This is a genomic window from Caulobacter sp. GW821-FHT10A06 (assembly GCF_059415805.1).
The window spans coordinates 733,234-759,683 of sequence record NZ_JBWKNY010000002.1 but is presented as its reverse complement, the minus strand read 5'-3'; the positions used below and the strand labels follow the sequence as shown (position 1 = coordinate 759,683).

Here is a 26,450-nt window from a genome sequence, read left to right as displayed (position 1 = left end):
CGAAGCTGAGCCGCCACATAAGGGCGGCATAAAGATCGGGCGGAGCGCGCCGGCGAAAGTGTGAGCGGTTTCGCCCAGAAGCGCTCCGAAGCTAAGAATTAGGGTTGGCTATGGCCAACCCTGGCTTAAGCGGCGACGCGGGCGTCCAGCTTGGCCAGCTTGATCATGATCCGGTCCAGCGTGGAGCGCTTCACCGGCTTGCCGTCGCGCAGCTTGGTCCAGGTCGTCTCGCTGATCGCGTAGCAGTCGAACAGGTGCTCGCGCGTCACGGCGGGCAGCCGCGATCGCAGGCGCTGGAAGACTTCTCGGGAAATGGTGACGGTTTCAGCCATGTGAGGTCTGTCAGTGACGCACGGGAAAGTGACTCTACCGCGTCCCTATGACGGTGTTGTTGGACGAGCTTATTTCAGCGCTGTTACGTACAGCCAGGTTTTAGACAAACTTGGGCGAACTTGCGATCAAGGCGAACATTCGCCTCTCCTGCAGGCTCCTTGTCATGACGATCGGCCGGCGACTTTCCGTCGCTCACTCGACCTAAAGCGTAAAGCGCAGACCATCATAGGCCGCCTCGACGCCGGGCGGTAGTCTGGCCGTCAGGGCGTTGTAGTCCAGGTCGATGTGCAGGTTGGTCAGGATGGCGCGCTTGGGCTTGGCCTTGGCGATCCATTCCAGGGCCAATTCCACGTGGGCGTGGGTCGGATGCGGCGTCCAGCGCAGGGCGTCGACGATCCAGACGTCGAGGTCTGCCAGATCCGCCCAACTGCCGTCGGGGATCGCCCGCACGTCCGGCGTATAGGCCACGCCGCCGAAACGATAGCCAACGGCGCGGATCTCGCCATGGTCGACGTCGAAGGTATGGACCGGGATCGACCCGCTGGGCCCATCGATGGCGAAGTCCTCGCCCAGTGGCGGAATGAGGCGCGGTTCCAGGATCGCCGGATAGCCGCCGCGCGTCTTGAAGATGTACTCGAAACGGGTCAGCAGGCCGTCGTGCGTGGCCTGGTCCATCCAGGTCGGGATGCGCTGGCGCTGATTGAGAAAGAACGGCCGCAGGTCGTCGATGCCGTGAGCTTGGTCGGCGTGATCGTGGGTGAACAGCGCCGCGTCGACCCGCTTCACGCCAGCGTGGGCGGTCTGCAGGCGTAGATCCGGCGAGGTGTCGACGACGACCGTGGTCTCGTGCTGGGGCCCCTGCCCCAGCCGCCGGACGAGCATCGAGCAGCGCGAGCGGTGGTTCTTGGGCTCCGCCGGATCACAATCGCCCCAATTGCCGTCGGCGCGCGGGACGCCGCCGGACGAGCCGGAGCCCAGGATCGTGAACTCCAGCGGTCCGGTCATGGACGAGGGATCCGGTCGAACAGGTTGAAGAAGGCGTCCTCGGTCCGCTGTTCGGTGTCGGCCCGGCTCCAGCCGCGAATCTCGGCCAGCTTGTCGTAGATATGGGGCAGATATGACGGCTCGTTGCGGCGACCGCGCATCGGCACCGGGGCCAGGTACGGGCAGTCGGTCTCGACGATAATCCGGTCGGCCGGCATGTCGCGGATCACCGCCCGCACATCCTCGGCCTGCTTGAAGGTCGCGATGCCCGACACCGAGAACCAGGCGCCCAAGGCGGCGGCCCGCGCGGCCAGCTCGGCGCCGCTGGTGTAGCAGTGCATTAGGATCTTGAAGGCCCCGGCCGCGTGCTCCTCCTCGAGGATCTGGCCCATGACCTCGTCGGCCTCGCGGGTATGCAGCACCAGCGGCAGGCCGCTCTCGCGCGCGGCGACACAGTGCTGGCGGAACACCTTGGCCTGCACATCGCGCGGCGACAGATCGTAGTGGAAATCCAGGCCGCACTCGCCGATGCCGATGACGCGCGGGCGCTGGGCCAGCTCGACCAGGCGCGCGGCGGTCAGGTCCGGGTCTTCCTTGGACTCGTGCGGATGGGTGCCGACCGTGCACCAGATGTCCGGCTCGGCCATGGCGATGGCGTGCACGGCCTCGAAGGACGAGACCTTGTCACAGATGGTGACCATCAGGGCGATGCCGGCCTCTCGGGCGCGGGCGATGACGGCGTCCTTGTCCTCGGCGAACTGGGGCGCGTGCAGATTCACGTGGCTGTCGATGAGCATGCCGCTCAAATCGCCGTCTTGGCCGCCGCGCGCAAGTCCGAGATGACGCTCCAGAAGGCGTCGGCGCGATCCAGGTTCACCGCCTCGACCTCGCCGGAGACGTTGGACAGACGCTCCCAGGCCGCCGCCCAGCGGTCCAGGCCTGGCGATTGCTTGCCGTCGGCGGCCACCTGGGTGGCGAAGATCCGCACCTGATCGGCCAGGCGATCCATCAGGAGCTCGAAGCGCGCCATGCCCTCCGCGCCTCGGAAGGTGTCGGCCATGGCCAGCAGCGCGCCTTCGTCGATCTTGGGCAAGGTGCGCAGGATGTCGTTGGCCGCGTCGTCCATCTCGATGGCCTTGGCGGCGGCCAGTTGCAGCGCCTTGCCCGGCGCGCCGTGGGCCATGCGGGCCAGACGTTCGGCGTCGCGGCCGGAGACGTCGGCCATGCGTTCGACCATCTCGGCGGCGGCCGGAACGCCTGGAGCCGGCACGGCCAGGCGACGACAGCGCGAGCGAATGGTCGGCAGCAGCTTGCCCGGCGCATGGCTGATCAACAGGATCACCCCGCGCGCCGGCGGCTCCTCCAGCGTCTTCAGCACGGCGTTGGCGGCGTTGACGTTCAGGTCGTCGGCGGCGTCGATGATCGCCACGCGATACGGCGAGATGGCCGGCGTCGTGGAGAAGAACTCCGGCAGTTGCCGCGCCTCGTCGACCGGGATCGACTTGCGAGCCTTGCCGTCGTCGGTCAGGCGCTCCAGCACCATCAGGTCGGGATGCGAGCGAGCGGCGACCTGGCGGCTGACCACGTCGGACGGCGCCGCGCCCAGCAGGCCCAGGCCGGGCTCGGGCCGCGCGCCCAGCAGGCGCCGCGCCATGCGGTAGGCCAGGGTCGCCTTGCCCACGCCCTCGGGACCGGTCAGCAGCCAGGCATGGTGCAGTCGGCCGCGTTCCAGGGCGTCGAGGAACGCGGCCTCGGCGGCGGACTGGCCGTCCAGCTGGTAGACGTCGCGCGGATGGGCCGGCATCGCCTAAAGATCCAGTCGCTGGGCGACCGCCTCGGCGATGGCGGCGGTGACATCGTCAAGCGTGGCGTCGGCGTTGACGACGACGCAGCGCTCAGGCTCCTGGCGAGCGATCTCCAGATAGCCGGCGCGCAGGCGCTGGTGAAACTCGATGCCCTTGGACTCGAAGCGAGCGGCGCCGCCCCGCGCCTCGGCGCGTTGCAGGCCGACCTCGGCCGGCAGATCCAGGATCAGGGTCAGCACCGGGATCGTGCCGTTCAGCACATGCTCTTCCAGCGAGGCAATCAGGCTGGCCGGCGCGTCGCCGCCCGCGCCTTGGTAGGCCCGGGTGGAATCGGCGAAGCGGTCGCACAGCACGACCTTGCCCTGCGCCAGCGCCGGGCGGATCACCCGCTCCACGTGGTCGCGGCGAGCGGCGTACATCAGAAGAGTCTCGGTGACCGGCGACCAGCGGTCGGCCGCGCCGTTGACCAGCAGCTCGCGAATGGCCTCGGCGCCGGGGCTGCCGCCCGGTTCGCGAGTGACGACGACGTCATGGCCGGCCGCTTGCAGCCGCTCGGCCAGGCGGCGGATCTGGGTGGACTTTCCAGCCCCCTCCCCGCCTTCGAAACTGATGAAAGAACCCTGGGTCACCCGGCCTCATTCGACCGGTTTCCGAGCTGTGTCTAGGGCCGAAGAACGGTCGCGCCCTGATAGCCCAGCGACTCCACGCGATCGCGCAGGCTCCAGGCTGAGCCCTCGTCCTGGCCGGCGGTCACGGTGACGCGATAGAGCGTGCCGTTGGCGCGCTCGATGGTGTCGATCGCGGCCTGTCCGGTCCCCGAGAGCTGGCGCACGGCCTTTTCGGCGTTCTCGCGGCTGGAGAACGAGCCGGCCTGCACACGATAGGCCGACTTGGCCGCGGCATAGACGCGATCGGGCGGATTGATCTGCGGGGCCGACTGCATGATCGGCGCGCTGGTCTGGGCCCAGTCCGGCTCGGCGCGTGACGGCAGGACCTGGACGCGCTGCGGCGGCTCTTTGATGTCGTCGAAGCTGCGCGGACCGGTTCGCACCGGCGCCGGCGGCGGGGTCGAAGCGCGGGCGTACTGACGCTGCGGATCGAACACGCTCTTGGACGCCGGGCCGACATATTTCACCCGCACGCGGGCCACGCCCTGGCGATAGTAGCCCAGCTGCTGGGCGGCGGCCTTGGACAGGTCGATGACACGATCACCGACGAACGGCCCGCGGTCGTTGACCCGCACGATCATCTTCTGGCCGGTATCCAGGTTGGTCACCTCGACCAGGCTGGGCAGCGGCAGCGTCTTGTGAGCCGCCGACGGGATGTTCATGTCGAAGAGTTCGCCGTTGGCGGTGCGGCGGTTGTGGAACTGATCGCCGTACCACGAGCCGACGCCCACGACGTTGTAGTCCGGATCGGCCTTCGGATAGTACCAGATGCCATTGATCTGATAGGGCTTCTCGGTGCCCCGCAGCGCCTTGCCGTCCTTGCCCACCGTCGAGCCCGCGCGCGGCGCCGAGCCTCGCGTGGTGTCGTTGCGGGCCGTGGCCGTGAAACCGGACTTGCCGGTCTCGTACTTGGGCGTCGCGCAGGCCGCCAGGCTCGCCGCCGCCACGGCCATGAGGCCGAGAGTGCGCAAGGTCCGCCAAGCCTGTTGGATACGCTGGTTCATTCCGCTCAAGTGTCCAGACGGGTCCACACCCCTTCCGAGCTCACATCGTCACTCGTTTGTTTTGAAGTCTGGTTAAGGGCGGATCGCGCTGATATAGCCGCCTGCTCCGGGCAGGTGGCCGAGTGGTTTAAGGCAGCGGTCTTGAAAACCGCCGTAGGTGAAAGTCTACCGTGGGTTCGAATCCCACCCTGCCCGCCAGACCTCTGAATCTCAAAAAACCCTTTCAGGACAAGCATGTCGGCGATCTCCACCGCGCTCTATGGCCAGGCCGATCACGACCTGGCGCCGTCCGCGCCGGACGCCGTTCAGCTGTCGCCGTTCATCGTCGGATCGACGGATCTGGCCTCGATCGCGGACGAATCCTTTACCGCCGTGACCGTTCGCGCCCCGGCCGGCGCGGTGGAGCGACGATTTGTCCTCGCCCAAGCGTTGAGAGTTCTGGCGCCCGGCGGCCGCCTGACGGCCTTCGCGCCGAAGGATCGTGGCGGTCTGCGGTTGAAGAAGGAACTCCAGGCCCTGGGCTGCGAGGTCGGCGAGAGCGCCCGGCGTCATAACCGCATCTGTCTCGTCGTCCGGCCGGCCGAGATTACCGGCCTGAAGGAAGCGCTGGCCTCGGGCGCGCCGCGCCGGATCAGCGATGACGGCCTCTGGACCCAGCCCGGCGTGTTCAGCTGGGATCGCCTGGACGCCGGCACCAACGCCCTGCTGCAGGTCCTGCCGCCATTCGCCGGCGTCGGCGCCGACTTCGGGTCGGGTATCGGCATCCTGGCCTTGAACGTCCTGGCCTCGCCCAAAGTGACCAAGCTGACCCTGGTCGAGCTGGACCATCGGGCCGTCGAGGTCTCCAAGCGCAATGTCACCGATCCGCGCGCCGAGTTCGTCTGGGGCGACGTGCGCCAGATCGAGCTGAAGGACCTGGACTTCATCGTCAGCAACCCGCCGTTCCACGAGGGCGGCGGCGAGGACAAGACGCTGGGCCAGGCCTTCATCACCTCGGCCGCGGCCGCGTTGCGCAAGGGCGGGACCCTGTGGATCGTCGCCAATCGCCACCTGCCGTACGAAGCGATCCTGGGCGAGAGCTTCGCCAAGGTCCGCCTGGTCGGAGAAGGCGGCGGGTACAAGGTCTTCGAGGCCCGCAAGTAATGGCCAAGGCCCTCATGGCTCGGCTGGACCGGCTGCTGGCCAATCTGGGCTATGGCAGCCGCAAGGACGTCCAGGCCCTGGTCGCCGCCGGCAAGGTCGTCCTGGACGGCAAGGTCCTGAAGGACGCCGGCGCCCGCATCGCGGTCGACGCCACCCTGCCCGAGCGCATGACCATTCGCGGCGTCGCGGTCGATCCGCCGGCGCCGCTGGTGCTGCTGATGCACAAGCCGCTGGGCGTGACCTGCTCGCACAAGGAAGACGGCCAGAAGATCTATGACCTGCTGCCCCGTCGCTGGCAGATCCGGGATCCGGGGCTGTCCACGGTCGGCCGGCTCGACAAGGACACCAGCGGCCTGATCCTGATCACCGACGACGGCGACTTCCTGCACCGGGTGATCTCGCCCAAGCGCCATGTGCCGAAGACCTACCTGGCGACGCTTGATCGGCCGCTGGCTAGTACGGAAGGCGACATCTTCGCCGCCGGGACGCTGATGCTGGACGGTGAAGAAAAGCCGCTGCTGCCGGCCAAGCTTGACGTCGTCGACCCCAAGACCGCACGGCTGACGATCACCGAAGGCCGTTATCATCAGGTGCGCCGCATGTTCGCCGCCGTCGGCAATCACGTGGTCACGCTGCACCGCGAGCGGATCGGCGGCCTTGTCCTGCCCGCCGACCTGGAACCGGGCCAGTATCGCATCCTGCCGGCCGCCGAGGCCGAAGGCGTGTTCGATGTCTGAGCCCATTCTGGTCGACGCGCGCGGCCATCACTGCCCTGTCCCGACCCTGAAGCTGCGCAAGGCCCACGAGGCCGCCGCGCCGGGCGCCGAGCTGGTTCTGCTGGCCACCGACCCGATGGCCCGGATCGACGTGCCCCACTTCGCCGGTCAGATCGGCGCTCAGGTCCTGGACGTCGCCGACCAGGACGGCGGCGTCATCCGTTTTCGTATTCGGAAGGCGCCTTAAGCGGGATCGCCCGCGGACCTTCCAACAGGGCTCGCGGCCGCTCATCCAAGGCGATCTCGACCTCGGTCGCCAGGGCGCCGCCGAAGAAGATCGCGTTCACGCTCCACGACAGCCAGATCAGAAAGATGATCACGGCCGAGATCGAGCCATAGGTCGCGCCCAGGTGGACGATCTTCTCGACATAGAAGGCGCTGGCCCAGGACATGAACACGCACAGGGCCGCCGCCGCGACGCCGCCCGAGATCGAGGCCCGCCAGCCGACCGCCTCGCGCGACATGGCGTAGCGATAGACCAGGCTCATGCCGACCACGATGCCGAAGCTGGCCCAGGTCCATTCCGACTGGATCCACGACACGCCGGCCAGCGGCCGCAGGTCCAGGGCCGTGCCTAACAGGCGCAACGTCAGAAAAATGCCCGACATCACGAACAGCAGGCCAAACGCCGCGATCAGCACGAACAGCGCCATCAGGTTGAAGCCGACAAAGCCGCGCTGGTCTTCTTCGTCGTGGATGAACGACAGCCCCGCCAGCAGCGCCTTGAAGCCGCGATGGGCGGCATAGGCGCCGACGATCAGCACGACGGCGCTCTGCAGGGAAATGGTCTGGCCGGGCGCATGGGCCAGGCGTGAGAACTCGTCCTGGAACATCGAGCGCGCGCCGGAAGGAATCAGTTCGGCCAATCGGTTGGCCTGATGCGCGGCGCTGACGGGCGTCAGGAAGAAGCTGTAGAGGCCGATCAGAATCGCCAGGCCCGGGAACACCGCCAGCAGGGCGAAAAACGAGACGCCGCCCACGTACAGCATGACATCGCGGCCCCACAGGCGCGACAAAGCCAGCCCCAGCACACGCAGGATTTCGCGGGCCCAATGGATCGGATCGAGGTCGAGGTCGCGCCAGCGAATATGATGCTGCGGGTCTTGCATCCGGCGGACCATGGCGATGCGAGGTCCCAGAGTCAAAGACGCGCCGCTTGGGAAAAGCGACGCGTCTCCGCAGGATAGTCCTGTGAACCGATCGCCACATCGAGGGACGGATGGCGCAGCGACCGGTCGACACCCGCAAGTTATGACCCGCCGCCTGAACCCAATCTGAACGAACCCGTCAGGTCTCAGAGGGCGCCATTTTCTTTCAAGCCGGCGATCGCCTCGGCCGAGAAACCCCAGTCGGCCAGGGCGTCGTCGTTGTTCGCGCCGATCTTGGGCGGCGGCCCCTGGATGACGCCCGGCGTGGCCGAAAACCGCGGCGCGGGCGCGGGCTGCATGACCCCGGCCACCTCGACGAAGGTCTCGCGGGCGGCGTTGTGGGCGTGCCGGGGCGCCTCGTCCATGGAGAGGACCGGGGCGAAGCAGACGTCGGTGGCGTCCATGATCGCGCACCAGTCGTCGCGGTTCTTCTGTTTGATCACGGCCGCCAGCTTCTGGCGCAGCTCCGGCCACTCCTCGCGGCTCATCTGGTGCTGGAACTGCGGGTCGGTAATCCCGGTCTTCTCCAGCAGCAGCAGGTAGAACTGCGGCTCGATCGAGCCGATCGAGATCCACTTGCCGTCGGCGCACTCGTAGGTGTCGTAGAAGTGCGCCCCGCCATCCAGCAGGTTGGTTCGCCGCCCCTCGTTCCACATGCCGCCGGCCTTGAAGCCGTAGAACATGGCCATCAGCGAGGCCGCGCCGTCGCTCATGGCGCAGTCGATCACCTGGCCCTGGCCGCACGACCGCGCATGGATCACCCCGGCCAGCAGACCGAACGCCAGATAGAGCGCCCCGCCCCCGAAATCCCCGACCAGGTTCAGCGGCGGCACCGGCTTGTCCGAGGTGCCGATGGCGTCCAGCGCTCCGGTGATGGCGATGTAGTTCATGTCGTGGCCGGCGGCCTTGGCGTAGGGCCCCGTCTGCCCCCAGCCGGTCATGCGGCCGTAGACCAGCTTGGGATTGCGGGCCAAGGCGACGTCCGGCCCCAGGCCCAGCCGCTCCATGACCCCCGGCCGGAAGCCCTCGATCAGGCCGTCGGCCTGTTCCAGCAGCTTCAGGCAGGTCTCGATCGCCTCGGGGTGCTTCAGGTCCAGCGCCACCGAGCGCCGGCCCCGGGCCGTGACGTCGGCCGGCGAGCCCCTGCCCTGCCCCTTGCGGTCGATCCGCACGACGTCCGCGCCCAGGTCCGACAGCAGCATGCCGCAGAACGGTCCCGGACCGATGCCGGCGAACTCGACGATCTTCAGCCCCGAAAGCGGCCCCTGGCCCATGATCTTCTCCCTTTCGGCACTTCGAACGCGGCCGGTTGCGAGCACTAGAACGACCCTGACGTTCGGTCAGGCAAGCCCTTACGGATTCATCCCCCGCCTGCGGCGTTCCGTACCTTTGACCGCACAAAGCCTCTGCTATGTTGCAGCGTCGAATCTCGGCGGTCGTGTGGTGACCGGGCATGCGAGCGTTTGGCCGGAGGCTGGTTTGGCGGTTGACGCCCGGATCCTGATCGTGGCGCGCGACGATGTTCGCGCCGGACCGCTGGCCGAAGGGCTGGACCGGCTGGGCTGGCGCACGATCACCGCTCGCGGTCCCTATGCCGCCCTGGCCGCGTTGGGCGACCTGCCGATCGAAGCCGTCATCGTCGACCTGGCCAGCGCCGGTCCCGAGACCCAGACCCTGGCCCGCCGGCTCAAGGCCGCCGTCGCCCCGCGCCGCCTGCCGGTCATCGCCATCGGCGATCCGGACGGCGACTATCGCAACCAGGCCTTCGACCTGACCCTGTCGCCGCCGCTGCACCCGTCCCAGGCCGCCCTGCGCCTGGAAAGCCTGGTGCGCACCGCCATCGCCGAGGAAGAGTTCGAGCTGCGCCTCGAGACCTTCGGCGAGCGCGGCCGTCGCCTGGACCTGCCCGAGAACTCGGAAGTTCCCTTCCGCATCCTGGCCGTCGGCGAGCCGGCCCCGCAGTTCCTGGCCCTGGCCAACGCCCTGCAGAGCAGTGGCGCGGAAGTGGTCGGCGCCTTCACCGCCTATACGGCCTTCGATTACCTGCATGAGCGGGCCTTCGACTCGGTCGTCCTGTGGGCCGGCGACAGCCAGCAGGAAGCCCTGTCGATCGCGGCCGGCATGCGCCGCAACACCCGCCTCTTCCACATCCCGGCCCTGCTGTACCTGAAGGCCGAGAGCTATGTGACCATGTCCGAGGCGTTCCATCGCGGCGTGTCCGACGTGGCCTCGCCCGAGACGCCCGAGACCGAGACCGCCATGCGCGTCATGGAGCTGGCCCGCAGCTTCCGCCGTGGCGAGTCGATCCGCGGCGCGCTGGAAAAGGCCCGCAGCTCGGGCCTGATGGACGCCGCCACCGGCCTCTTCACCCGCGACCTGTTCGCCGCCCACCTGGCGCGCCTGGCCAAGGCCGCCGCCGATCGCGCCCGGCCGCTGTCGATCTGCGTACTGCGCGTGGCCGACAAGCCCGACACCGTCTGGGCTCGCCAGAACGGCTGGCTGGACCGCGCCATCCCGCAGATCGGCTCGATGGTCGGCCGTCTGGTACGCGTCGAGGACACCCCGGCCCGCCTGGCCACCGAGGTCTTCGCCCTGGCCCTGCCGGCGACCAACCAGAACGCCGCCCGCGCCGCCGCCGAACGGATCGCCGCCGTCATCGGCTGCACCGCCTTCGACGCCGGCGAGGACCGCCCGCCGTTCGTCTGCGAGTTCGACATCGGCGTGGCCGAGGTCCAGCGCGGCGAAGGCGCGGTCAAGGCCCTGGAACGCGCGGCGGCCAGCGCCCTGAAGCGCGACGCCGGTTAAGCTTACGGCTTGGGCGCCGTAACGGCAGCCCCTATATGGAACACGTCCTGTAGCGGACATCGTTCGTAGGAGTGCGCCATGGCCCAGCAACTGCTCATCGACGTCGTCGCCGACGTGGTCTGCCCCTGGTGCTATCTGGGCTGGCGACGCCTGAAGTCGGCCGTGGCCCTGCGTCCCGATATCGAGGCTCAGCTGATCTGGCGGCCCTATCAGCTGGACCCGACGCTTCCTGAGGAAGGCGTCGACCGCAAGGCCTACATGGCCAACAAGTTCAAGGACCCCGACAAGCTGAAGGCCGTGCATGCGGCCCTGGTCGAGGGCGGCGCCGAGGAAGGCATCGCCTTCAACTTCGAAGCCATCGCCCTGTCGCCCAACACCAACGCCGCCCATCGCCTGATCCGCTGGGCCCTGACGGCCGGCGTGCAGGACCAGGTCGTCGAAGCCCTGTTCAAGGCCTATTTCGAGCAGGGCCTCGACATCGGCGACCCGATCGTGCTGGCCGACATCGCCGAGGCGGCGGGCATGGAGCGGACGGTGGTGCTGCAACTGCTCTCCGAAGGCGCCGACAAGGAGGCCGTGGCCCGCGAACACGCCATGGCCGTCCAGGGCGGCGTGACCGGCGTGCCGTTCGCCATCTTCGCCGGCAAGGTCGCCGTGGTGGGCGCGGAGACCCCGGAGCGGATCGTCCAGGCGATCGACCAGGCGCTGGCGACCGTGAACTGAAACAAATCCGTCATTGCGCTTGCCTTTTGCACTGCAACAAGCGCATAAGGCTTCTCGTGAGCCCCCTTCCGTCGCGGAGGGGGCTATTTTCGTTGGAATTCGACCAATAAGCGGTCCGAGGGAAGCGTTACAGGCTTCAGGGGCCCGATTTGGTCATTGGCGCGAGCCGCGCGTTTTTGTGTGCGCGGCCGCAAATGAACTGGACCGAAATGCCCTTCCCCGCCTCCCACCCCGCTCTTGAGCGGGCTCTTGCCGCTCAAGGTTATCTCGAGCCCACCCCCGTCCAGGCCGCCGTGCTGGAAGCCGACGCCGAAGGCCGCGACCTGCTGGTCAGCGCCCAGACCGGCTCGGGCAAGACCGTCGCTTTCGGCCTGGCCGCCGCCCCCACCCTGCTGGGCGAAGAAGAGATCTTCGGCCGCGCCGCCGCGCCGCTGTGCCTGGTCATCGCCCCGACCCGCGAACTGGCCATCCAGGTCAATCGTGAGCTGACTTGGCTGTACGCCGAGGCGAAAGCCGTGGTGGTCAACTGCGTCGGCGGCATGGACGCTCGCCGCGAGCAGCGCGCCCTGAACTACGGCGCCCATATCGTCGTCGGCACTCCGGGCCGCCTGCGCGACCACATCGAGCGCGGTCACCTGGACCTGTCGGAGCTGAAGGTCGCCGTCCTCGACGAGGCCGACGAGATGCTCGACATGGGCTTCCGCGAGGACCTGGAATTCATCCTCGACGCTGCCCCGGCCGAGCGCCGCACCCTGCTGTTCTCGGCCACCCTGGCGCGCGAGATCGTGCAGCTGGCCAAGAGCTATCAGAACGACGCCATCCGCATCGATACGATCGGCCGCAACGAGCCGCACCGCGACATCGAATACCGCGCCGTCCGCGTCGCGCCGAACGAGGTCGAGCACGCGGTCGTCAACCTGCTGCGCTATTTCGAAAGCCCCGGCGCGCTGGTGTTCGCCAACACCCGTGAGAGCGTCCGCTCGCTGCACTCCAAGCTGCGCGAGCGCGGCTTCGACGTCGTCGGCCTGTCAGGTGAGCTGAGCCAGCGCGAACGCGCCGACGCCCTGCAAGCCCTGCGCGACGGCCACGCCCGCGTCTGCGTCGCCACCGACGTCGCCGCGCGCGGTCTCGACCTGCCGGACCTCGGCCTGGTCATCCACGCCGAACTGCCGGTCAACAAGGCGACGCTTCTTCACCGTTCGGGCCGCACCGGCCGCGCGGGCAAGAAGGGCGTCAGCGCCCTGGTCGTCCCCTACACCCGCCGTCGCAAGGCCGAGCAACTGCTGATGGCCGCCGGCGTCGAAGGCCAGTGGGGCGGCGCCCCGACGGCCGACGAGATCCGCGTCAAGGACACCGAGCGCCTGCTGGACGATCCGATCTTCTCCGAAGCCGCCAACGAGGATGACGCCGGCCTGGTCGCCGCCATGCTGGAAAAGCGCACGCCGGAAGAGCTGGCCTCGGCCCTGATCCGCGCCCGCCGCGCCAAGCTGCCCGCTCCGGAAGAGATCTATGACGACCCGCGCCACGGCGCTGATCCGGGTCCGCGCAGCCGCGAGCCGCGTGAACCTCGAGAGTTTGGCGGCGAGCGCGACTTCGGTGATCGCCCGGAACGCGTCAGCATGGACGGTTCGGAGTGGTTCCGCCTCAACACCGGCCGCCGCAACAACGCCGACCCCAAGTGGCTGATCCCGCTGATCTGCCGTCTGGGCCACATCACCAAGAAGGACATCGGGTCGATCCGGATCTTCGACTACGACACCAAGTTCGAGATCTCGGCCGAAGCGGCCGTGAAGTTCGGCGCTGCGGTCCAGCAGACGGTGCGCGAAGACGTCACGATTACCCCGACGGCGGCCCCGGCCGCCCGTGAAGCCGGTCCGCGTCGTGAATTCACCCCGCGTCCGCCGCGCGGCGACAACGATGGCCCGCGCGAGTTCAAGCCGCGCCCGCCGCGTGAAGATCGTCCCTACAGCCCCCGCGCCAACGCGCCGGGCTCGCGCGATCACACGCCGCGTCCGTCCAGCTATGGCGACGACGGTGTCAGCAACGCCAAGCCGTACGGCCGTGGCGAAGAGCCCAAGGCCGACTACAAGCCGCGCCGCGCGCCGCGTGACAACGATGCGCCGCGTGACTTCAAGCCGCGTGATGAGGCCCCGCGTCCGTACTCGCCGCAGGACTCGGAAGGTGCCCCCAAGCGCGCCTTCAAGCCGCGCCACGAAGCCGGCGCCGACGCCCCGCGCGAGTTCAAGCCGCGCGCCCCGCGTGCGGACGGCGACGGTCCGAAGAAGCCTTTCAAGAAGGCCTTCGCCGACAACGCCGCTGGCCCCAAGCCGTATTCGAAGCCCTATGCCGGCAAGCGCGACGACGCCGGTCCCGGCAAGCCGTTCAAGGGCCCCAAGCCCTTCAAGGCCAAGAGCTTCGACGCCAAGCCCGGCGGCAAGCCGGCCGGTAAGCCGTTCAAGAAGAAATAGTTAGACGAAGAGCCCCTCCCTCACCGGAGGGGCTTTTTTCTTAGGCCTCTTGCCCCGCCGACCAGCCGGACGCCCAGGCCCACTGGAAGTTATAACCGCCCAGCCAGCCGGTGACGTCGACCACCTCGCCGATGAAGAAGAGCCCCGGCACGGCCTTGGCCTCCAGGGTGCGCGAGTCCAGTTCGTCGGTGTCGACCCCGCCCAGCGTCACTTCGGCCGTACGATAGCCTTCCGAGCCCACGGGCTTGAAGGTCCAGGCGTTGACCGCCGCGGCCAGCGGAACCAGCACCTTGTCCGAGCAGTCGGCGATGTTGCCCTTGCCCGGCGCGACCTCGTCCGCGATCAGCTGCGCGACACGCTTGGGGATCAGGGTCGACAGCACCGTCGCCACCGCCTGGCGCGGGGTGGCCGTGCGGGCGGCTTTTAGCGCCGCCAGGGCGTCGACGCCGGGCGCCATGTCGACCCGGATCTCGTCGCCCTCGCGCCAGTAGGACGAGATCTGCAGGATCGAGGGGCCCGAGAGACCCCGGTGGGTGAACAGCATGCCTTCGCGGAACTTGGTCTTGCCGTGGGCGACAACGGCGTCCAGCGCCACGCCCGACAGCGGGATGAGCCGCGCCAGCATGCCGGCCTCGAAGGTCAGCGGCACCAGGGCCGGACGGGTCTCGATGATGTTCAGCCCGAACTGCTTGGCGATGTCGTAGCCCAGGCCCGTCGCGCCCATCTTCGGGATCGACTTGCCGCCGCTGGCCACGACCAGCGAGGCGCATTGGACCTTGCCGGACGACAGCGAGACCTCGAAGCCAGCCTCGGCCTTGGCGACCTTCTCGACACCGGTCTCCAGCCGCAGCTGGACGCCGGCGGCCTTCATCTCGGTCAGCAGCATGGTGATGATCTGCATGGCCGAGCCGTCGCAGAAGAGCTGCCCCAGGGTCTTTTCGTGGTAGGCGATGCCGTACCGCTCAACCAGGGCGATGAAGTCCTTGGGCCGATAGCGGCGCAAGGCCGACAGGGCGAACTTCGGGTTGGCCGACAGGAAGTTATGGATCGACGCGCCGGTGTTGGTGAAGTTGCACCGGCCGCCGCCGCTGATGCGGATCTTCTCGCCGGGGGCCTTGGCGTGGTCGATCACCAGCACCGAGCGCCCGCGCTTGCCGGCCTCGATGGCGCACATCATGCCGGCCGCGCCCGCGCCGATCACCAGGACGTCGAAATTTTCCAAGGTCTTCCCGCTACTTGCTCCGGCCTCTTCGACCGGAGCAGGCCGAGGAAGTCAATCAGCTCGCGCGGCGATAGCCCGGACGCGAGGCGACCTGCGGGCGCTGGGCCGCCTGGCTGACCTTGAAGCGGCCGACCATCTGCACCAGCCCGCCGATGTCGTTCTTCAGCGAGTGGCTGACAGCGGTAGCCTGCTCGACCATGGCGGCGTTCTGCTGCACGCCCTGGTCCATTTGGTTGACGGCGGTGTTGACCTCGTTGAGGCCGCGGGCCTGTTCTTGGGCCGAGCCGGCCAGTTCCGACACCAGGGCGTCGATCTCGCCGACCTTCAGCACGATGCCGTCCAGGGCCTCGCCGGTCTGGCCGACCAGGCGCACGCCTTCGTCGACCTGGGCCGTCGAGGCGCTGATCAGGCCCTTGATCTCCTTGGCCGCCTCGGCCGAGCGTTGGGCCAGGGCCCGCACTTCCTGGGCGACGACCGCGAAGCCCTTGCCGCTTTCGCCGGCGCGCGCGGCTTCGACGCCCGCGTTCAGGGCCAGCAGGTTGGTCTGGAAGGCGATCTCGTCGATCACGCCGACGATGTTGCCGATCTTGGCCGAGGACTGCTCGATGCCGGTCATGGCCGCCACGGCGCCGCGCACGACATTGCCGGACTTCTCGGCGTCCGAACGGGTCGAGGTGACCACGCGGCTGGCCTCGCCGGCGCCCTGCGAGGCGCGACGGACGGTGGCGGTGATCTCGTCGAGGGCCGCGGCGGTCTCTTCCAGGCTGGCGGCCTGCTGCTCGCTGCGGCGGGCGGTGTTGTCGGCGGCGGCGGCGATCTCGTCGGCGCTGGAGCCGACCGCGCCGACCACGCCGACGATGCCGCTCATGGCCTCGTCCAGCTGGACGATGGCGCCGTTGAAATCGTTGCGGATGGCTTCGTAGCCCGCCGGGAAGGCGTCGTTGATGCGCACGGTCAGGTCGCCGTTCGACAGGCGCGACAAGGCGGAGGCCAGGCTGTCCATGACGAAGGCCTGTTCGCGGGCGGCGGCCGACGAGACCTGCTCGTTGCGGGTCCGCTCGCTTTCGCTGGCGGCCGAGATCCGGGCCTGCTCGGCTTCCGACGAGCGCAGGGCCACGGCATTGTCCTTGAACACCTGGACGGCGCGGGCCATCAGCCCGACCTCGTCCTTGCGACCGGCGCCGACCACCTCGACGTTCAGCTGGCCGGCGGCCAGGTCGGTCATGCTGCGCGACAGCGAGCGCACCGGGCGCGAGATCTTCACCGAGCCGATATAGAGCGCGAAGCCCATGCCGCAGGCGGCCGCGCCCAGGCCAAACAGCAGGGTCAGCCACGAGCCGGCGGCGGCCGACTTGCTGGCGCTGGCGACCATGGCCGCCGTCTCCTTGTTGTAGACGTCGCCCCAGGCCTTGCCTTCCTTGGCCATGGCGTCGATGGCCGGATCGACCTTGGCCAGGCCGCTGACCGCGCCGGCGTCGTCGTTCTTCAAAGCCAGGTCGGCGGCCGAGCGGGCGTCGGCATAGGCCGCGTCCAGCTTGGTCTTCATGCCGGCCGTATAGTCGGCGGTCTTGGGATCGGCGGCGGTGATCTTGTCGAGGCTTTCCGCGCCCTCGGCATAGACCTTGTCCAGCTCCTTGGAAGCGGAGGCGGCCTGCTCAGAGAGACCTTCATAGGTCGCCGTACGGTGGGCCGCGTAGCCCATCATGCTGATCCGGCGCAGGAAACGGGCCGACTGCACCTCGGCCGGCGAGCGGTGCTTGACCAGCACTTCAGTCGCCGCGTCGGCGCGCTTCTGCTGCCATACGCCCAGGCCGGCGCAGGCCACGGTGGCGACGGCCAGCACCAGGGCCGGCAGCAGAACCTTCGAAGAGACCTTCAGATCGTCGAGCTTCACAGCGTTCCCCCAAATACACTGGACGCCACAACACGGCGTCCCATGAGTTTTCGCGCTTCCGGCGACACCGGTGTCAGCCGAATCGACAGCACCGTTCAATTGGCCTGACCATCGGGCGCCGACCGTAAATGAGCGCTTAAACGGGTCATCACGCTTGACCTTCTTCGGGGAGGCGCTACGACGCACGCCCCTCCCCGTTCCGACCATATCGAGCCATCCCATGACGGCACCGCTCGCGCCGACCATTGGCGTCGACTTCGGCACCACCAATACCGTCGTCTCGCTGACGCACGGCGACGACAATGCGCGCCTGGTCCGCTTTTCGATCGACAACCGCGACCTGTTCGCTTTCCGCTCGGCGCTGAGCTTCCACAGCGTCCAAGGCGTCGGCGGCGCGGCCAACGAGCGCGTGGTCGAAGCCGGCCCCTGGGCCATCGAGTCCTATCTGGAAGATCCGCTGGAAACGCGGTTCATCCAGTCGTTCAAGACCTTCGCCGCCTCGCAGGCCTTCACCGAGACGCGGATCCTGAACAAGCGCTACCTGTTCGAGGACCTGCTGGCCGCCTTCCTGCTGCGCCTGAAGGAGCACGCCGGCGCCCAGCTGGACGCCCTGCCCCCGCGTATCATCGTTGGCCGCCCGGTGACCTTCGCCGGCAGTTCGCCGAACGAGGCCCTGGCCCTGACCCGCTATGAAGAGGCCTTCAAGCGCCTGGGCTTCGAAGACATCCGCTACGCCTACGAGCCGGTCGGCGCGGCGTTCTTCTTCGCGCGACAGCTGAAGCAGGACGCCACCGTGCTGGTCGCCGACTTCGGCGGCGGTACGTCCGACTTCTCGCTGGTGCGGTTCGAGCGTGACGCCGACGGCACGCTGCGCTCGACGCCGCTGTCGCGCTCGGGCGTCGGCATCGCTGGCGACGCCTTCGATTATCGGATCATCGACCAGCTGGTCTCGCCCGAGCTGGGTAAGGGTTCGGAGTACAAGTCGTTCTCCAACGCCTTGCCGATCCCACAGCGCTACTACGCCGCCTTCGCCCGCTGGGACCAGTTGGCCCTGCTGCGCGCATCCAAGGACATGCGCGACATCCGCGCCCTGGAGCGCACGGCCCTGGAGCCCGAGAAGATCGCCGCCCTGATCGAGGTGCTGGACGGCAACCACGGCTACGCCCTCTACAAGTCGGTCTCGGCGCTGAAGGAGGCGCTGTCGGCCCAGACGGAAGCGACCTTCCACTTCGCCGCCGGTTCGGTGGAGATCGAGAAGCACGTCCAGCGCACGGACTTCGAAGGCTGGATCTCCCCGGAACTGACCGCCATCGAGACGGCCGTGGGCCAGGCGCTGGAACGCGCCAACCTGACCGAGGCCGGCGTCGACCGCGTCTTCCTGACCGGTGGCAGCTCGTTCGTGCCGGCCGTGCGCGAAATCTTCCTGCGTCGCTTCGGCGCCGAGAAGATCGAGAGCGGCGGCGAGTTCGAGTCCATCGCCTCGGGCCTGGCCCTGATCGGCCGCGAGGCGGACCTCGATCTCTGGACCATGCGCGCGAGCTAGAAAGCAGCCAGTTCGCCGCATGGTCGTGCTGGCGGCTTTCCCGTATGGTTAACGCGATCGATTCGCGTCGCGACCTTGTGGGGCAACGAATCCAGTGCCGATTTCGTACCTCTCCGCCGCCCAGATGGCCGCGCTGTCGGTCACGACTGTCCAAAGCCTGTCGGCCACCAAGCTGGAGACGCTGAGCGGAACCCAGGTCGGCGCTCTGTCCCAGGACTCGGTCGGCGCGCTGAGCGCCACCCAGGTCTCGGCGATCTCGAACACGGCGGTGAAGGGCCTGACGGCCACCCAGATCCCCGCCTTCTCACAGACCCTGATCTTCGACGCCGAGCAGCTGGCGGCCTTCAGCGGCAACCAGCTGAACGCCCTGACCTCGACCCAGTTGGCCAAGCTGGACACCGAGCGGCTGCAGGTGCTGACCGCCACCCAGGTCGGCGGACTGGACGCCACCCATTTCAAGAATCTGGACGCGGTGCAGGTCTCGAACCTGAACCTGACGCAGACGTCGAAGCTGACCGCCACCCAGCTGGCCGCGTTCGACGCCACCGACCTGGGCGAGCTGTCGCGCGAACAATTCGAGGCCCTGACCTCGACCCAGCTGTCAGGGCTTTCCAGCGATCTGGTCCAGTCGTTCGAAGGCACGCGTATCGCCTCGCTGAACGCCACCCAGGTCAGCGGCATGACGGCGACCCAGCTGCAGGCGCTTTCGCCAACCCAGATCGCCAATCTGGACACCAAGCTCAACCTGCTGACGCCGACGCGCCTGGGCGGGCTGAGCGGGACGCAGACCTCCGCCTTCTCCGACGGCCTGGTCGAGAGCTTCAGCGCCACCCAACTGGCCGGGCTCAGCGCCGAGGGCTTTGGCGGACTGTCGGCGTTCCAGATCGGCCGCCTGGACCAGACCCAGCTGGCGGCGATCACCACCACCCAGATCAGCCAGCTGAGCGACAGCGATCTGGCCGAGTTCTCGGCGGACCAGGTCAGCGGCTTCGCCGCCAGCCAGTTCGCCGCCCTGACCACCGACCTGCTGAACAGCCTCAGCCAGTTCCAGGTCGAAGGCCTGACCGCCACCCAGGTGGCGTCGCTGAACACCACGCGGATCCGCAGCCTGTCGGAAACGACGCTGGGCCTGTTCACGCCCGACCAGGTGAAGCTGTTCGCGGCGACCCAGGTGGCCGCCCTGACCAACGACCAGTTGAACACCCTGCGCCAGGGCCAGATCGAGGCCCTGAACACCACGCAAGTCGCGGCGCTGAGCACGACCCAGATCAGCGGCCTGTCCGAGACCAAGATCGCCGAGCTGGCGACCTCGCAGATCGCGCTGCTGAAGACCACGCAGATGGCGGCCCTGACGCCGACGCAGCTGAACGCCTTCCGCGACGTGCAGATCCAGAACCTGGCCTCGACGCAGCTCAGCGGCCTCAGCCCCACCCAGATCAGCGGGCTAGGCCAGACCGGCCTGTCGGCCCTCTCGCCTACCCAGATGAGGGTACTGACCACCTCGCAGCTGGCGGCGCTGAGCACGTCCAGCTTCAACAGCCTGGGCTGGGATCAGGTGCAGGCGCTGACCGGGACCCAGCTGTCGGCCCTGACGGCCACCCAGGTGGGCGCCCTGACGGCCGCCGACATGGGCGAGTTCACCGCCGAGCAGATCCAGCAACTGCGCCCCAGCCAGATCGCCGGCCTGTCGACGACGGCTTTCAGCGCCATCAGCTGGGATCGGGTCCAGAGCTTCAGCGCTACCCAGCTGGCCAGCGTGACCACGACCCAGATCGCCGCGCTGTCGCATGACGACTTCCTGCGCTTCACACACACCCAGGTAGCGGCCCTCAGCCCCACCCAGTTCGCGGCCCTGAGCACGACCAGCTTCAACAGCCTGGACAACGACCAAGTCCAGGCCCTGACCGCCAGCCAGCAGGCCGCGATCACGACCACCCAGATCGCCGGCATGTCGGAGTACGACTTCGGCAAGTTCGCCACGGGCCAGATCGCCACCCTGACCGCCACCCAGATGGGGGCGCTGTCGACGAGCAACTTCAACAGCCTGAGCCAGGACCAGGTCTCGGCCCTGACCTCGACCCAGTTGGCCGGGCTGAGCGCCACCCAGATGGGCGGACTGACCGACGCCGACTACGCCGAGTTCTCGACCTCGCAGGTCTATGCGCTGTCGGGGACCCAGATCGGCGGCCTGGCGGCCAGCCGCATCGCCGGGATGGACGTCACGGCCTTCCAGGCGCTGAGCAGCAGCCAGGTGGCCGGCCTCAGCCCGACCCAGCTGGGCGCCCTTTCGACGACCGACATCGGCGAGTTCACCACGACCCAGGTCTCGGCCCTCACCGCGTCGCAGATCGTGGCGTTCTCGGTGACGAACCTGGGGGCCATGGCGTTCGAGCAGATCGGCGCGTTGTCGCCCTCGGCGATGAAGGGCTTCTCGGCCTTCCAGCTGCGCAGCCTGTCCTCGGCCGCTTTCGGCCAGTTCAACGCCACCCAGGTCCAGGGCCTGACCGCCACCCAGCTGGGCTCGCTGTCGACCTCGGTGATCGCGGGCCTGACCACGACCCAGATCGGCTACATCCTACCGGCCCAGATCCCCGGCCTGACGATCAACCAGCTGGACTATCTGTCGACCACCAACCTGGCGGCCATGACGCCGATGCAGGTCGGAGCCTTTACGCCGGCCCAGGTGGAAAGCCTGTAAGAAAGCTTCTAGACGGCCAAGGCTTGGCGGGCGTCTGATGGCGGTCCCGTACGGAGGCGCTTCATGACCCGCACCGCCCTTCCCTTCTTTGTTGTCGCTGCTCTGATGGCGACCCCGGCCCTGGCCCAGAACGGCCCCTTGGGCGCGGCCGGCCGCTGGACGATCGACCTCAAGGCCTCGACCTTCAACGAGGCCCTGACCGGCCCAGCGCCGCTGGCCGCCGAGGTCGACGTCACCAAGGACGACGGCAAGAGCCTGGCCTGGACCCTGATCGAGGAAGACGCCGAGGGCCTGGCCGCCATCCAGTTCGCCGACGCCCCGCTGGACGGCACGCCGACCAAGGCCGTGGTCAACACCCAGATCGTGATGATCAGCGTCCATCGCGACGGCCCGCGCGGCATCAGCGCCGTCACCAGCAACAAGACCGGCCGCAAGCAGTCGATGAAGGTCTGGCTGGCGGACATCGACACGCTGAAGGTCGAGCAGGATGTCGACGGCGTGCCCGGCCCGCCGGACCAGAGCCTGACCTTCAAGCGCGTGAAGTAGTCAGCGCCCCAGCGCCTTGGCCAGATAGTTGGCCAGGGCCTCGACCCGCGTCGGCCGGGGTCCGCCGGGTGGCATGACCAGGTGCAGGGCGATCGGCGCGGCGACCCAGTCGACCAGCACCTCCTCCAGGCGGCCATCGGCGACGGCCGCGCCGACGATGAAGTCCGGCAGCACCGCCACGCCGACGCCGGCGATCAGCGACGGCACCAGCACGTCGCCGTTGTTGGCGCGGATCACCGACCGGGGCCGCACCGAAGCCTCCTCGCCGCCCTTCTGGAAACGCCAGGTCTCGGGCGCGGACTGGTGGCCGTAGGTCAGGCCGCGATGCTCGGCCAGGCTGGCCGGGTGGCTCGGACGGCCATGCTGGTCCCAATAGGCCGGCGAGGCCACGACATGGCGCTTCACCGCCCGCAGGCGGCGGGCGACCAGTGAGCTGTCCGGCAAGGACGCGACCCGCAGGGCCAGATCGAAGCCCATGCCGACCAGGTCGATGGTGGCGTCCGACAGGTGCAGGTCGATCGAGACGTCCGGATACTGCTCAAAGAAGCCCGGCAGCACCGGCGCCAGGCTGGTGATGCCCAGCGACATTGGCACGGCCATCCGCACCAGCCCACGCGGGGCCGAGGACTGGTTGGAGGCCTCCTCCTCGGCCTGCTGGGCTTCAGCCAGGACGCGGGTCGCGCGCTCGACCAAGGACTGGCCGGCGTCGGTCAGGGCGAGGCGCCGCGAGGTGCGGTTAAAGAGGCGCGCGCCCAGGCGTTCTTCCAGCCGGGTGACGGCCTTGGAGACCGTGGCCTTGGACATGGCCAGGTCATCGGCGGCGGCGGCGAACGAGCGCAGCTCCACCACCTTGGCGAATACGGCGAGGCCTTCGAGGTCGGGAAGCTTGGACATCGCGATAGCTTAGTTTTGGAAACAATGAGTTTCAACAGTTTCCATTTCGGATCCTGCGCAGAAGCCTATCTTCTCCTCAACAGGACGCGCCGACGCGGCGCACTCCAGAGGGTACAGAAAGGTTTAGAGCCATGATCGTCCATAAGCCGTTCGATAATCTTGGCGGCGCCGACCACGGTTGGCTGAATGCTAAGCACCACTTCTCGTTCGCCAGCTACTACGATCCCAGCAACATGAACTGGGGCGCGCTGCGGGTCTGGAACGACGACGAAATCGCTCCGAACACCGGCTTCCCGCCGCACCCGCACAGCGACATGGAAATCATCACCTATGTCCGCGACGGCGCGATCACCCACCAGGACAACCTGGGCAACAAGGGCCGCACCGAGGCCGGCGACGTCCAGGTGATGAGCGCGGGCACCGGCATCCGTCACTCGGAGTACAACCTCGAGCCGGAAACGACCCGGATCTTCCAGATCTGGATCGAACCCAAGACCTTCGGCGCGGCTCCCTCGTGGGGCGCCAAGCCGTTCCCCAAGGGCGACCGCTCGGGCAAGTTCGTGACCCTGGCTTCGGGCTTCGCCGATGACACCGACGCCTTGCCGATCCGCACCGACGCCCGCGTTCTGGGCGCGACGCTGAAGGCTGGCGAGAGCACCACCTACGCCCTGGGCAAGGGTCGTAGCGGTTACCTGGTCCCGGCCGTCGGGGTCGTCGAAGTCAACGGCGTCAAGCTGAACGCCCGTGACGGCGCCGGCATCAAGAACGAGGACGTGATCATCATCACGGCCCTGGAAGACGCCGAACTGGTGCTGGTCGACGCGGCCTAAGCGTCACCGGTTCCTTCAAGAAACGGCGCGAGGAAACTGAAATCCTCGCGCCGACTTACCCCAATCGACATTCCTCATGGAGGCCGCCATGGCCAAGGTTCTCGTCCTCTACTACTCGTCGTACGGCCATATCGAGACCATGGCCAAGGCCGTGGCCGAAGGAGCCCGCGAAGCCGGCGCCCAGGTCGACATCAAGCGCGTGCCGGAAACCGCGCCGCTAGACGTCGCCAAGAACGCCCACTTCAAGCTCGACCAGGACGCCCCGGTGGCCGCCATCGCGGATCTCGCCGACTACGACGCCATCATCGTCGGCACGGGCACGCGCTTTGGCCGCATGAGCTCGCAGATGGCCGCGTTCCTCGACCAGGCCGGCGGCCTGTGGGCTCGCGGCGCGCTGCACGGCAAGGTCGGCGGGGCTTTCACTTCGACCGCCACCCAGCACGGCGGCCAGGAGACCACGCTGTTCTCGATCATCACCAACCTGCTGCACTTTGGCATGGTGATCGTCGGTATGGACTACGGCCACGCCGGTCAGATGACGCTGGATGAAATCACCGGCGGCAGCCCCTACGGCGCCACCACCATCGCCGGCGGCGACGGCTCGCGTCAGCCCAGCGAGAACGAGCTGGTCGGCGCCCGTTACCAAGGTCGCAAGATCGCCGAAACGGCCCTCAAGCTGCACGGCTGATCCCCAACAGCCGTAGCTAGGTCGTCCGCGCCCTCCCCCAAGGCGGACGACCACGAACCGCCCCGAGGCTTTCCCTCCCAGCCTCGGGGCGGATTTTGTCTGGACTAGTGCTTGGGATCAAAGTCCGGCTTCTGGGCCGTGACATAGGCGTCCCACTCGGCCGCCGTATGGAAGTCCAGGCCCTTATCCCAGGCCGCGCCCATGTAGTAGACGAACGGCTTGCCGGCCTCGACCTTGATCAGGACGAGGTAGTTGTCGAAGTCCTGGCGCACCTCGACGACCGAGGCGGGGTCCACCATCAGGGCGATGGCCATCGAGCCCTTTTCCGGATCGGCCGGCTCCCAGAACGTCACGCGGCCCGGGGCCAGGTCCTTCTTGAACACGCCCGTACCGCTGGCGCGCTTGCGCTTGGTGATGCCGATGCCGACCACCAGCGGGCCGGGCTTGTCGGAGCTGATGGTCGAGACCATCCGCGTGAAGTTGGTGCCCATCGGCAGGGTGAAGGTCCGCGTCTCCCAGACCTTGCGATCCACATCGACTGGCCACGGGGCGTAGTCGACGCTGAACGAGGCCACGTCGGGCCCGTTCTTGATCACCTTCCAATTGGCCCAGTTGCGCGAGGTCCACAGCTTGTTGTCCTGCCAGATCCCCAACCCGCCCGCGCCACGGCCGGTGCCGACGTCGTAGAAGTCCAGGCCCTCGCCATGGTTGGCGTGCTGGTCGCCGGTGCGCAGCTGGCGGTCCATATAGGGCCAGCGCTCGCTCTTGCCCCAGGCGTCGATGCCCGAGGTCGACGGCGGCTCGGCCTTCTCCAGGTCGCGGCTGTAGATCCGGTGAGCCGTGCGGTCGTTTTCCCACAGGATATCGTTGAAGCGATAAGGAGCCAGGGTGACGGCCGCGCGGGGCTTCTGGCCCTCGGCGTCGGGCTTGGCCAGCGGCGTGGCGGGGCCGTGTTCTTGCGCTTGCGCCGCCCCCATCGACAAGGCGAGGACGGAAGCGAGGACCAGGGTCTTCATCATCGGGAACGCTCTGCTGATCAGTGGAATTGCGGGAACTTGGCCAGGGCCGCGCGGGCGCAAGCATCGGCGCCTTCGTGCGTGGTGTCGGCGATCGCCAGGCCACCGACGACCATGGTCCCCACATGCAGCGGCAGCGAGCCAGCGTGCGGGTTCAGGCGGTCCGGTTCAGCCTTGATCTTGGCGGCGAACTCGGGGTCGGTCTTCTCCCGCGGCTCCATGATGCTACCGGGCTGGTCGAAGACGACTGCGGCGTTGGCTTTGCGCGGCGCGGCGATCGGCGGTTTGGGGCTTTGCTCATCGCGCAGGACGACCAGCGGGTTGCCCTTGGCGTCGACCACGGCGGCCGAGACGTGCGCGCCCTTGGCGGCGCAGGCGTCGATCGCGGCCTTGGCCAGGTCGATCGCGGTCGGAAGCGTCAGCGGCTCGGACGCAACGCCCGCCACAAAAGCCAGGATCGCCAGCATCGTGCTTCCTCCCAGAAGTCTCTTGCTCCCGGATATAGCGCGCGCCGAAAATTGGTCTAGCCAAAATCGGAAATTGGATAATCCAGCCGGTCAGTCGGCCTTGGGACGCACCAGAGCGATCAGCCAGCCGCCGCCCCACGGGGTGTTGATCACCGCCTCGTCCAGCACCTCGCCCATGGCTTTCAGGCGATGCCACAGCCGCAGGGGCTTGAGCGCCAGCCACATGGTCAGGCCGACCGCGCCACCGGGCTTCAGGTTGGGAGCGTAGTGGGCCACCAGGTCCTCGACCTCGCCCAGGTGCTCGATGCACTCGGAAAACACCACGACGTCGAAGGTCTCGTCAGTCTCGAAGGTGCGGCCGTCGCCCAGCAGCATCTTGACCTCGCCGATGGCGATCTCGGGCGCCAAGCGGGTCTCGCCGCGATCGATGGCGGGCTTGGAGAAGTCGACGCCGACATAGCGCGCCGGCCGGTGGGCGCGCAGCGCCTCGTAGAACACCCCCTCGCCCGCCCCGATCTCCAGCACGCGCGGATTGGGCCAGCGGTCGGCGATCACGGCGGCCAGCAGGCGGTGATGGTGACGCTGGTCCGAGCGGTTCAGACGGTCATAGACGCCGTCCTGATACTCGGCGTCCCACTTCTCGACCGGCGCGGCGACGATCGGCTTGTTCCGCTTACGCATGAACAGCTCGCCCAGCCACGGACGGTCCAGGGATATCAGTTCCGTGAACCGGCGCCAGCGCAGATAGGCCATGAAGTTCCCCCGAGATACCTGACCCCGGATAGGGAAAGGGCC

At 68.1% G+C, this 26,450-nt stretch carries 25 protein-coding genes and 1 tRNA gene; 12 read left to right on the top strand and 14 right to left on the bottom strand.

Annotated elements, in window-relative coordinates; translation table 11 throughout:
* Positions 1–125: 125 nt before the first annotated feature.
* The 6 genes from AC07NF_RS07235 to AC07NF_RS07210 all read right to left on the bottom strand — a co-directional run bounded on the left by AC07NF_RS07235 (position 126) and on the right by AC07NF_RS07210 (position 4,794).
* A complete protein-coding gene (locus AC07NF_RS07235; protein WP_295110465.1) occupies positions 126–332 on the bottom strand; it encodes a hypothetical protein in 207 nt (68 codons plus the stop codon).
* Between the two features lie 202 nt (positions 333–534).
* Positions 535–1,338, bottom strand: a complete 804-nt coding sequence (locus tag AC07NF_RS07230; RefSeq protein ID WP_494627756.1) for an MBL fold metallo-hydrolase — start codon at positions 1,336–1,338, stop codon at positions 535–537.
* Positions 1,335–2,123: a TatD family hydrolase gene (locus AC07NF_RS07225; RefSeq protein ID WP_494627758.1), complete on the bottom strand. Its 789-nt coding sequence runs from the start codon at positions 2,121–2,123 to the stop codon at positions 1,335–1,337. The genes AC07NF_RS07230 and AC07NF_RS07225 overlap by 4 nt, the downstream gene beginning before the upstream one ends.
* The gene (locus tag AC07NF_RS07220; RefSeq protein ID WP_494627760.1) at positions 2,120–3,121 is read right to left on the bottom strand and encodes a DNA polymerase III subunit delta'; all 1,002 of its coding nucleotides are present in this window, start codon (positions 3,119–3,121) and stop codon (positions 2,120–2,122) included. Before AC07NF_RS07220 ends, AC07NF_RS07225 begins: the two co-directional genes overlap by 4 nt.
* Positions 3,122–3,124: 3 nt before the next feature.
* A complete protein-coding gene (gene tmk / locus AC07NF_RS07215) occupies positions 3,125–3,751 on the bottom strand; it encodes a dTMP kinase (protein WP_494627761.1) in 627 nt (208 codons plus the stop codon).
* Between the two features lie 32 nt (positions 3,752–3,783).
* Positions 3,784–4,794, bottom strand: coding sequence for a septal ring lytic transglycosylase RlpA family protein (locus AC07NF_RS07210; RefSeq protein WP_494627763.1), 1,011 nt, complete (start codon positions 4,792–4,794; stop codon positions 3,784–3,786).
* A gap of 108 nt (positions 4,795–4,902) precedes the next feature.
* Here AC07NF_RS07210 and AC07NF_RS07205 point away from each other — a divergent pair.
* The 4 genes from AC07NF_RS07205 (at position 4,903) to AC07NF_RS07190 (ending at position 6,900) form a co-directional block, all read left to right on the top strand.
* A tRNA-Ser gene (locus AC07NF_RS07205) sits at positions 4,903–4,992 on the top strand.
* 36 nt (positions 4,993–5,028) lie between these two features.
* Complete coding sequence (locus tag AC07NF_RS07200) at positions 5,029–5,937, top strand: class I SAM-dependent methyltransferase (protein WP_494627765.1); 909 nt, start codon at positions 5,029–5,031, stop codon at positions 5,935–5,937.
* Positions 5,937–6,674 carry a pseudouridine synthase gene (locus AC07NF_RS07195; protein WP_494627767.1) on the top strand — a complete coding sequence of 246 codons (738 nt, stop codon included), beginning with the start codon at positions 5,937–5,939 and terminating at the stop codon, positions 6,672–6,674. The genes AC07NF_RS07200 and AC07NF_RS07195 overlap by 1 nt, the downstream gene beginning before the upstream one ends.
* Complete coding sequence (locus tag AC07NF_RS07190) at positions 6,667–6,900, top strand: sulfurtransferase TusA family protein (protein ID WP_494627769.1); 234 nt, start codon at positions 6,667–6,669, stop codon at positions 6,898–6,900. Before AC07NF_RS07195 ends, AC07NF_RS07190 begins: the two co-directional genes overlap by 8 nt.
* Here AC07NF_RS07190 and AC07NF_RS07185 read toward each other — a convergent pair.
* Both AC07NF_RS07185 and AC07NF_RS07180 read right to left on the bottom strand, forming a co-directional pair.
* The gene (locus tag AC07NF_RS07185; RefSeq protein WP_492811757.1) at positions 6,869–7,834 is read right to left on the bottom strand and encodes a YihY/virulence factor BrkB family protein; all 966 of its coding nucleotides are present in this window, start codon (positions 7,832–7,834) and stop codon (positions 6,869–6,871) included. The genes AC07NF_RS07190 and AC07NF_RS07185 overlap by 32 nt on opposite strands.
* A gap of 173 nt (positions 7,835–8,007) precedes the next feature.
* Complete coding sequence (locus AC07NF_RS07180) at positions 8,008–9,135, bottom strand: CaiB/BaiF CoA transferase family protein (RefSeq protein ID WP_494627771.1); 1,128 nt, start codon at positions 9,133–9,135, stop codon at positions 8,008–8,010.
* Between the two features lie 205 nt (positions 9,136–9,340).
* Between AC07NF_RS07180 and AC07NF_RS07175 the strand changes: the two genes are divergently transcribed.
* From AC07NF_RS07175 to AC07NF_RS07165, 3 genes are all read left to right on the top strand, one after another.
* Positions 9,341–10,666: a diguanylate cyclase domain-containing protein gene (locus AC07NF_RS07175; protein ID WP_494627773.1), complete on the top strand. Its 1,326-nt coding sequence runs from the start codon at positions 9,341–9,343 to the stop codon at positions 10,664–10,666.
* A gap of 78 nt (positions 10,667–10,744) precedes the next feature.
* On the top strand, positions 10,745–11,389 hold the full coding sequence (locus AC07NF_RS07170) for a DsbA family oxidoreductase (protein WP_494627775.1): 645 nt from the start codon (positions 10,745–10,747) through the stop codon (positions 11,387–11,389).
* Positions 11,390–11,598: 209 nt separating this feature from the next.
* Positions 11,599–13,857 (top strand): DEAD/DEAH box helicase, encoded by a 2,259-nt coding sequence (locus AC07NF_RS07165; protein WP_494628677.1) that lies wholly within the window; start codon positions 11,599–11,601, stop codon positions 13,855–13,857.
* Positions 13,858–13,897: 40 nt separating this feature from the next.
* On the opposite strand, the gene AC07NF_RS07160 is transcribed toward AC07NF_RS07165, so the two are convergent.
* Together AC07NF_RS07160 and AC07NF_RS07155 are read right to left on the bottom strand one after the other, a co-directional pair.
* Positions 13,898–15,079: a BaiN/RdsA family NAD(P)/FAD-dependent oxidoreductase gene (locus AC07NF_RS07160; RefSeq protein ID WP_494627777.1), complete on the bottom strand. Its 1,182-nt coding sequence runs from the start codon at positions 15,077–15,079 to the stop codon at positions 13,898–13,900.
* A gap of 55 nt (positions 15,080–15,134) precedes the next feature.
* On the bottom strand, positions 15,135–16,505 hold the full coding sequence (locus AC07NF_RS07155) for a methyl-accepting chemotaxis protein (protein ID WP_494628678.1): 1,371 nt from the start codon (positions 16,503–16,505) through the stop codon (positions 15,135–15,137).
* A 688-nt stretch (positions 16,506–17,193) separates the two neighbouring features.
* Between AC07NF_RS07155 and AC07NF_RS07150 the strand changes: the two genes are divergently transcribed.
* From AC07NF_RS07150 to AC07NF_RS07140, 3 genes are all read left to right on the top strand, one after another.
* The gene (locus tag AC07NF_RS07150; RefSeq protein ID WP_494627779.1) at positions 17,194–18,516 is read left to right on the top strand and encodes an Hsp70 family protein; all 1,323 of its coding nucleotides are present in this window, start codon (positions 17,194–17,196) and stop codon (positions 18,514–18,516) included.
* Positions 18,517–18,610: 94 nt separating this feature from the next.
* Positions 18,611–21,214 (top strand): hypothetical protein, encoded by a 2,604-nt coding sequence (locus AC07NF_RS07145; RefSeq protein WP_494627781.1) that lies wholly within the window; start codon positions 18,611–18,613, stop codon positions 21,212–21,214.
* Positions 21,215–21,277: 63 nt separating this feature from the next.
* A complete protein-coding gene (locus tag AC07NF_RS07140) occupies positions 21,278–21,760 on the top strand; it encodes a hypothetical protein (protein ID WP_494627783.1) in 483 nt (160 codons plus the stop codon).
* On the opposite strand, the gene AC07NF_RS07135 is transcribed toward AC07NF_RS07140, so the two are convergent.
* Positions 21,761–22,654, bottom strand: a complete 894-nt coding sequence (locus tag AC07NF_RS07135; protein ID WP_494627784.1) for a LysR family transcriptional regulator — start codon at positions 22,652–22,654, stop codon at positions 21,761–21,763.
* A gap of 131 nt (positions 22,655–22,785) precedes the next feature.
* Here AC07NF_RS07135 and AC07NF_RS07130 point away from each other — a divergent pair, with 131 nt between their 5' ends.
* Together AC07NF_RS07130 and wrbA are read left to right on the top strand one after the other, a co-directional pair.
* Positions 22,786–23,484 carry a pirin family protein gene (locus AC07NF_RS07130; RefSeq protein WP_494627786.1) on the top strand — a complete coding sequence of 233 codons (699 nt, stop codon included), beginning with the start codon at positions 22,786–22,788 and terminating at the stop codon, positions 23,482–23,484.
* 88 nt (positions 23,485–23,572) lie between these two features.
* Complete coding sequence (gene wrbA / locus AC07NF_RS07125) at positions 23,573–24,172, top strand: NAD(P)H:quinone oxidoreductase (RefSeq protein ID WP_494627788.1); 600 nt, start codon at positions 23,573–23,575, stop codon at positions 24,170–24,172.
* A 104-nt stretch (positions 24,173–24,276) separates the two neighbouring features.
* On the opposite strand, the gene AC07NF_RS07120 is transcribed toward wrbA, so the two are convergent.
* The 3 genes from AC07NF_RS07120 to AC07NF_RS07110 form a co-directional block, all read right to left on the bottom strand.
* Positions 24,277–25,191, bottom strand: a complete 915-nt coding sequence (locus AC07NF_RS07120; RefSeq protein WP_494627790.1) for a DUF4861 family protein — start codon at positions 25,189–25,191, stop codon at positions 24,277–24,279.
* Between the two features lie 17 nt (positions 25,192–25,208).
* Entirely contained in the window at positions 25,209–25,655 is a 447-nt protein-coding gene (locus AC07NF_RS07115; RefSeq protein WP_494627792.1) for a heme-binding protein, read from the bottom strand.
* A gap of 90 nt (positions 25,656–25,745) precedes the next feature.
* Entirely contained in the window at positions 25,746–26,408 is a 663-nt protein-coding gene (locus AC07NF_RS07110) for an SAM-dependent methyltransferase (protein WP_494627794.1), read from the bottom strand.
* Positions 26,409–26,450 lie beyond the last annotated feature (42 nt).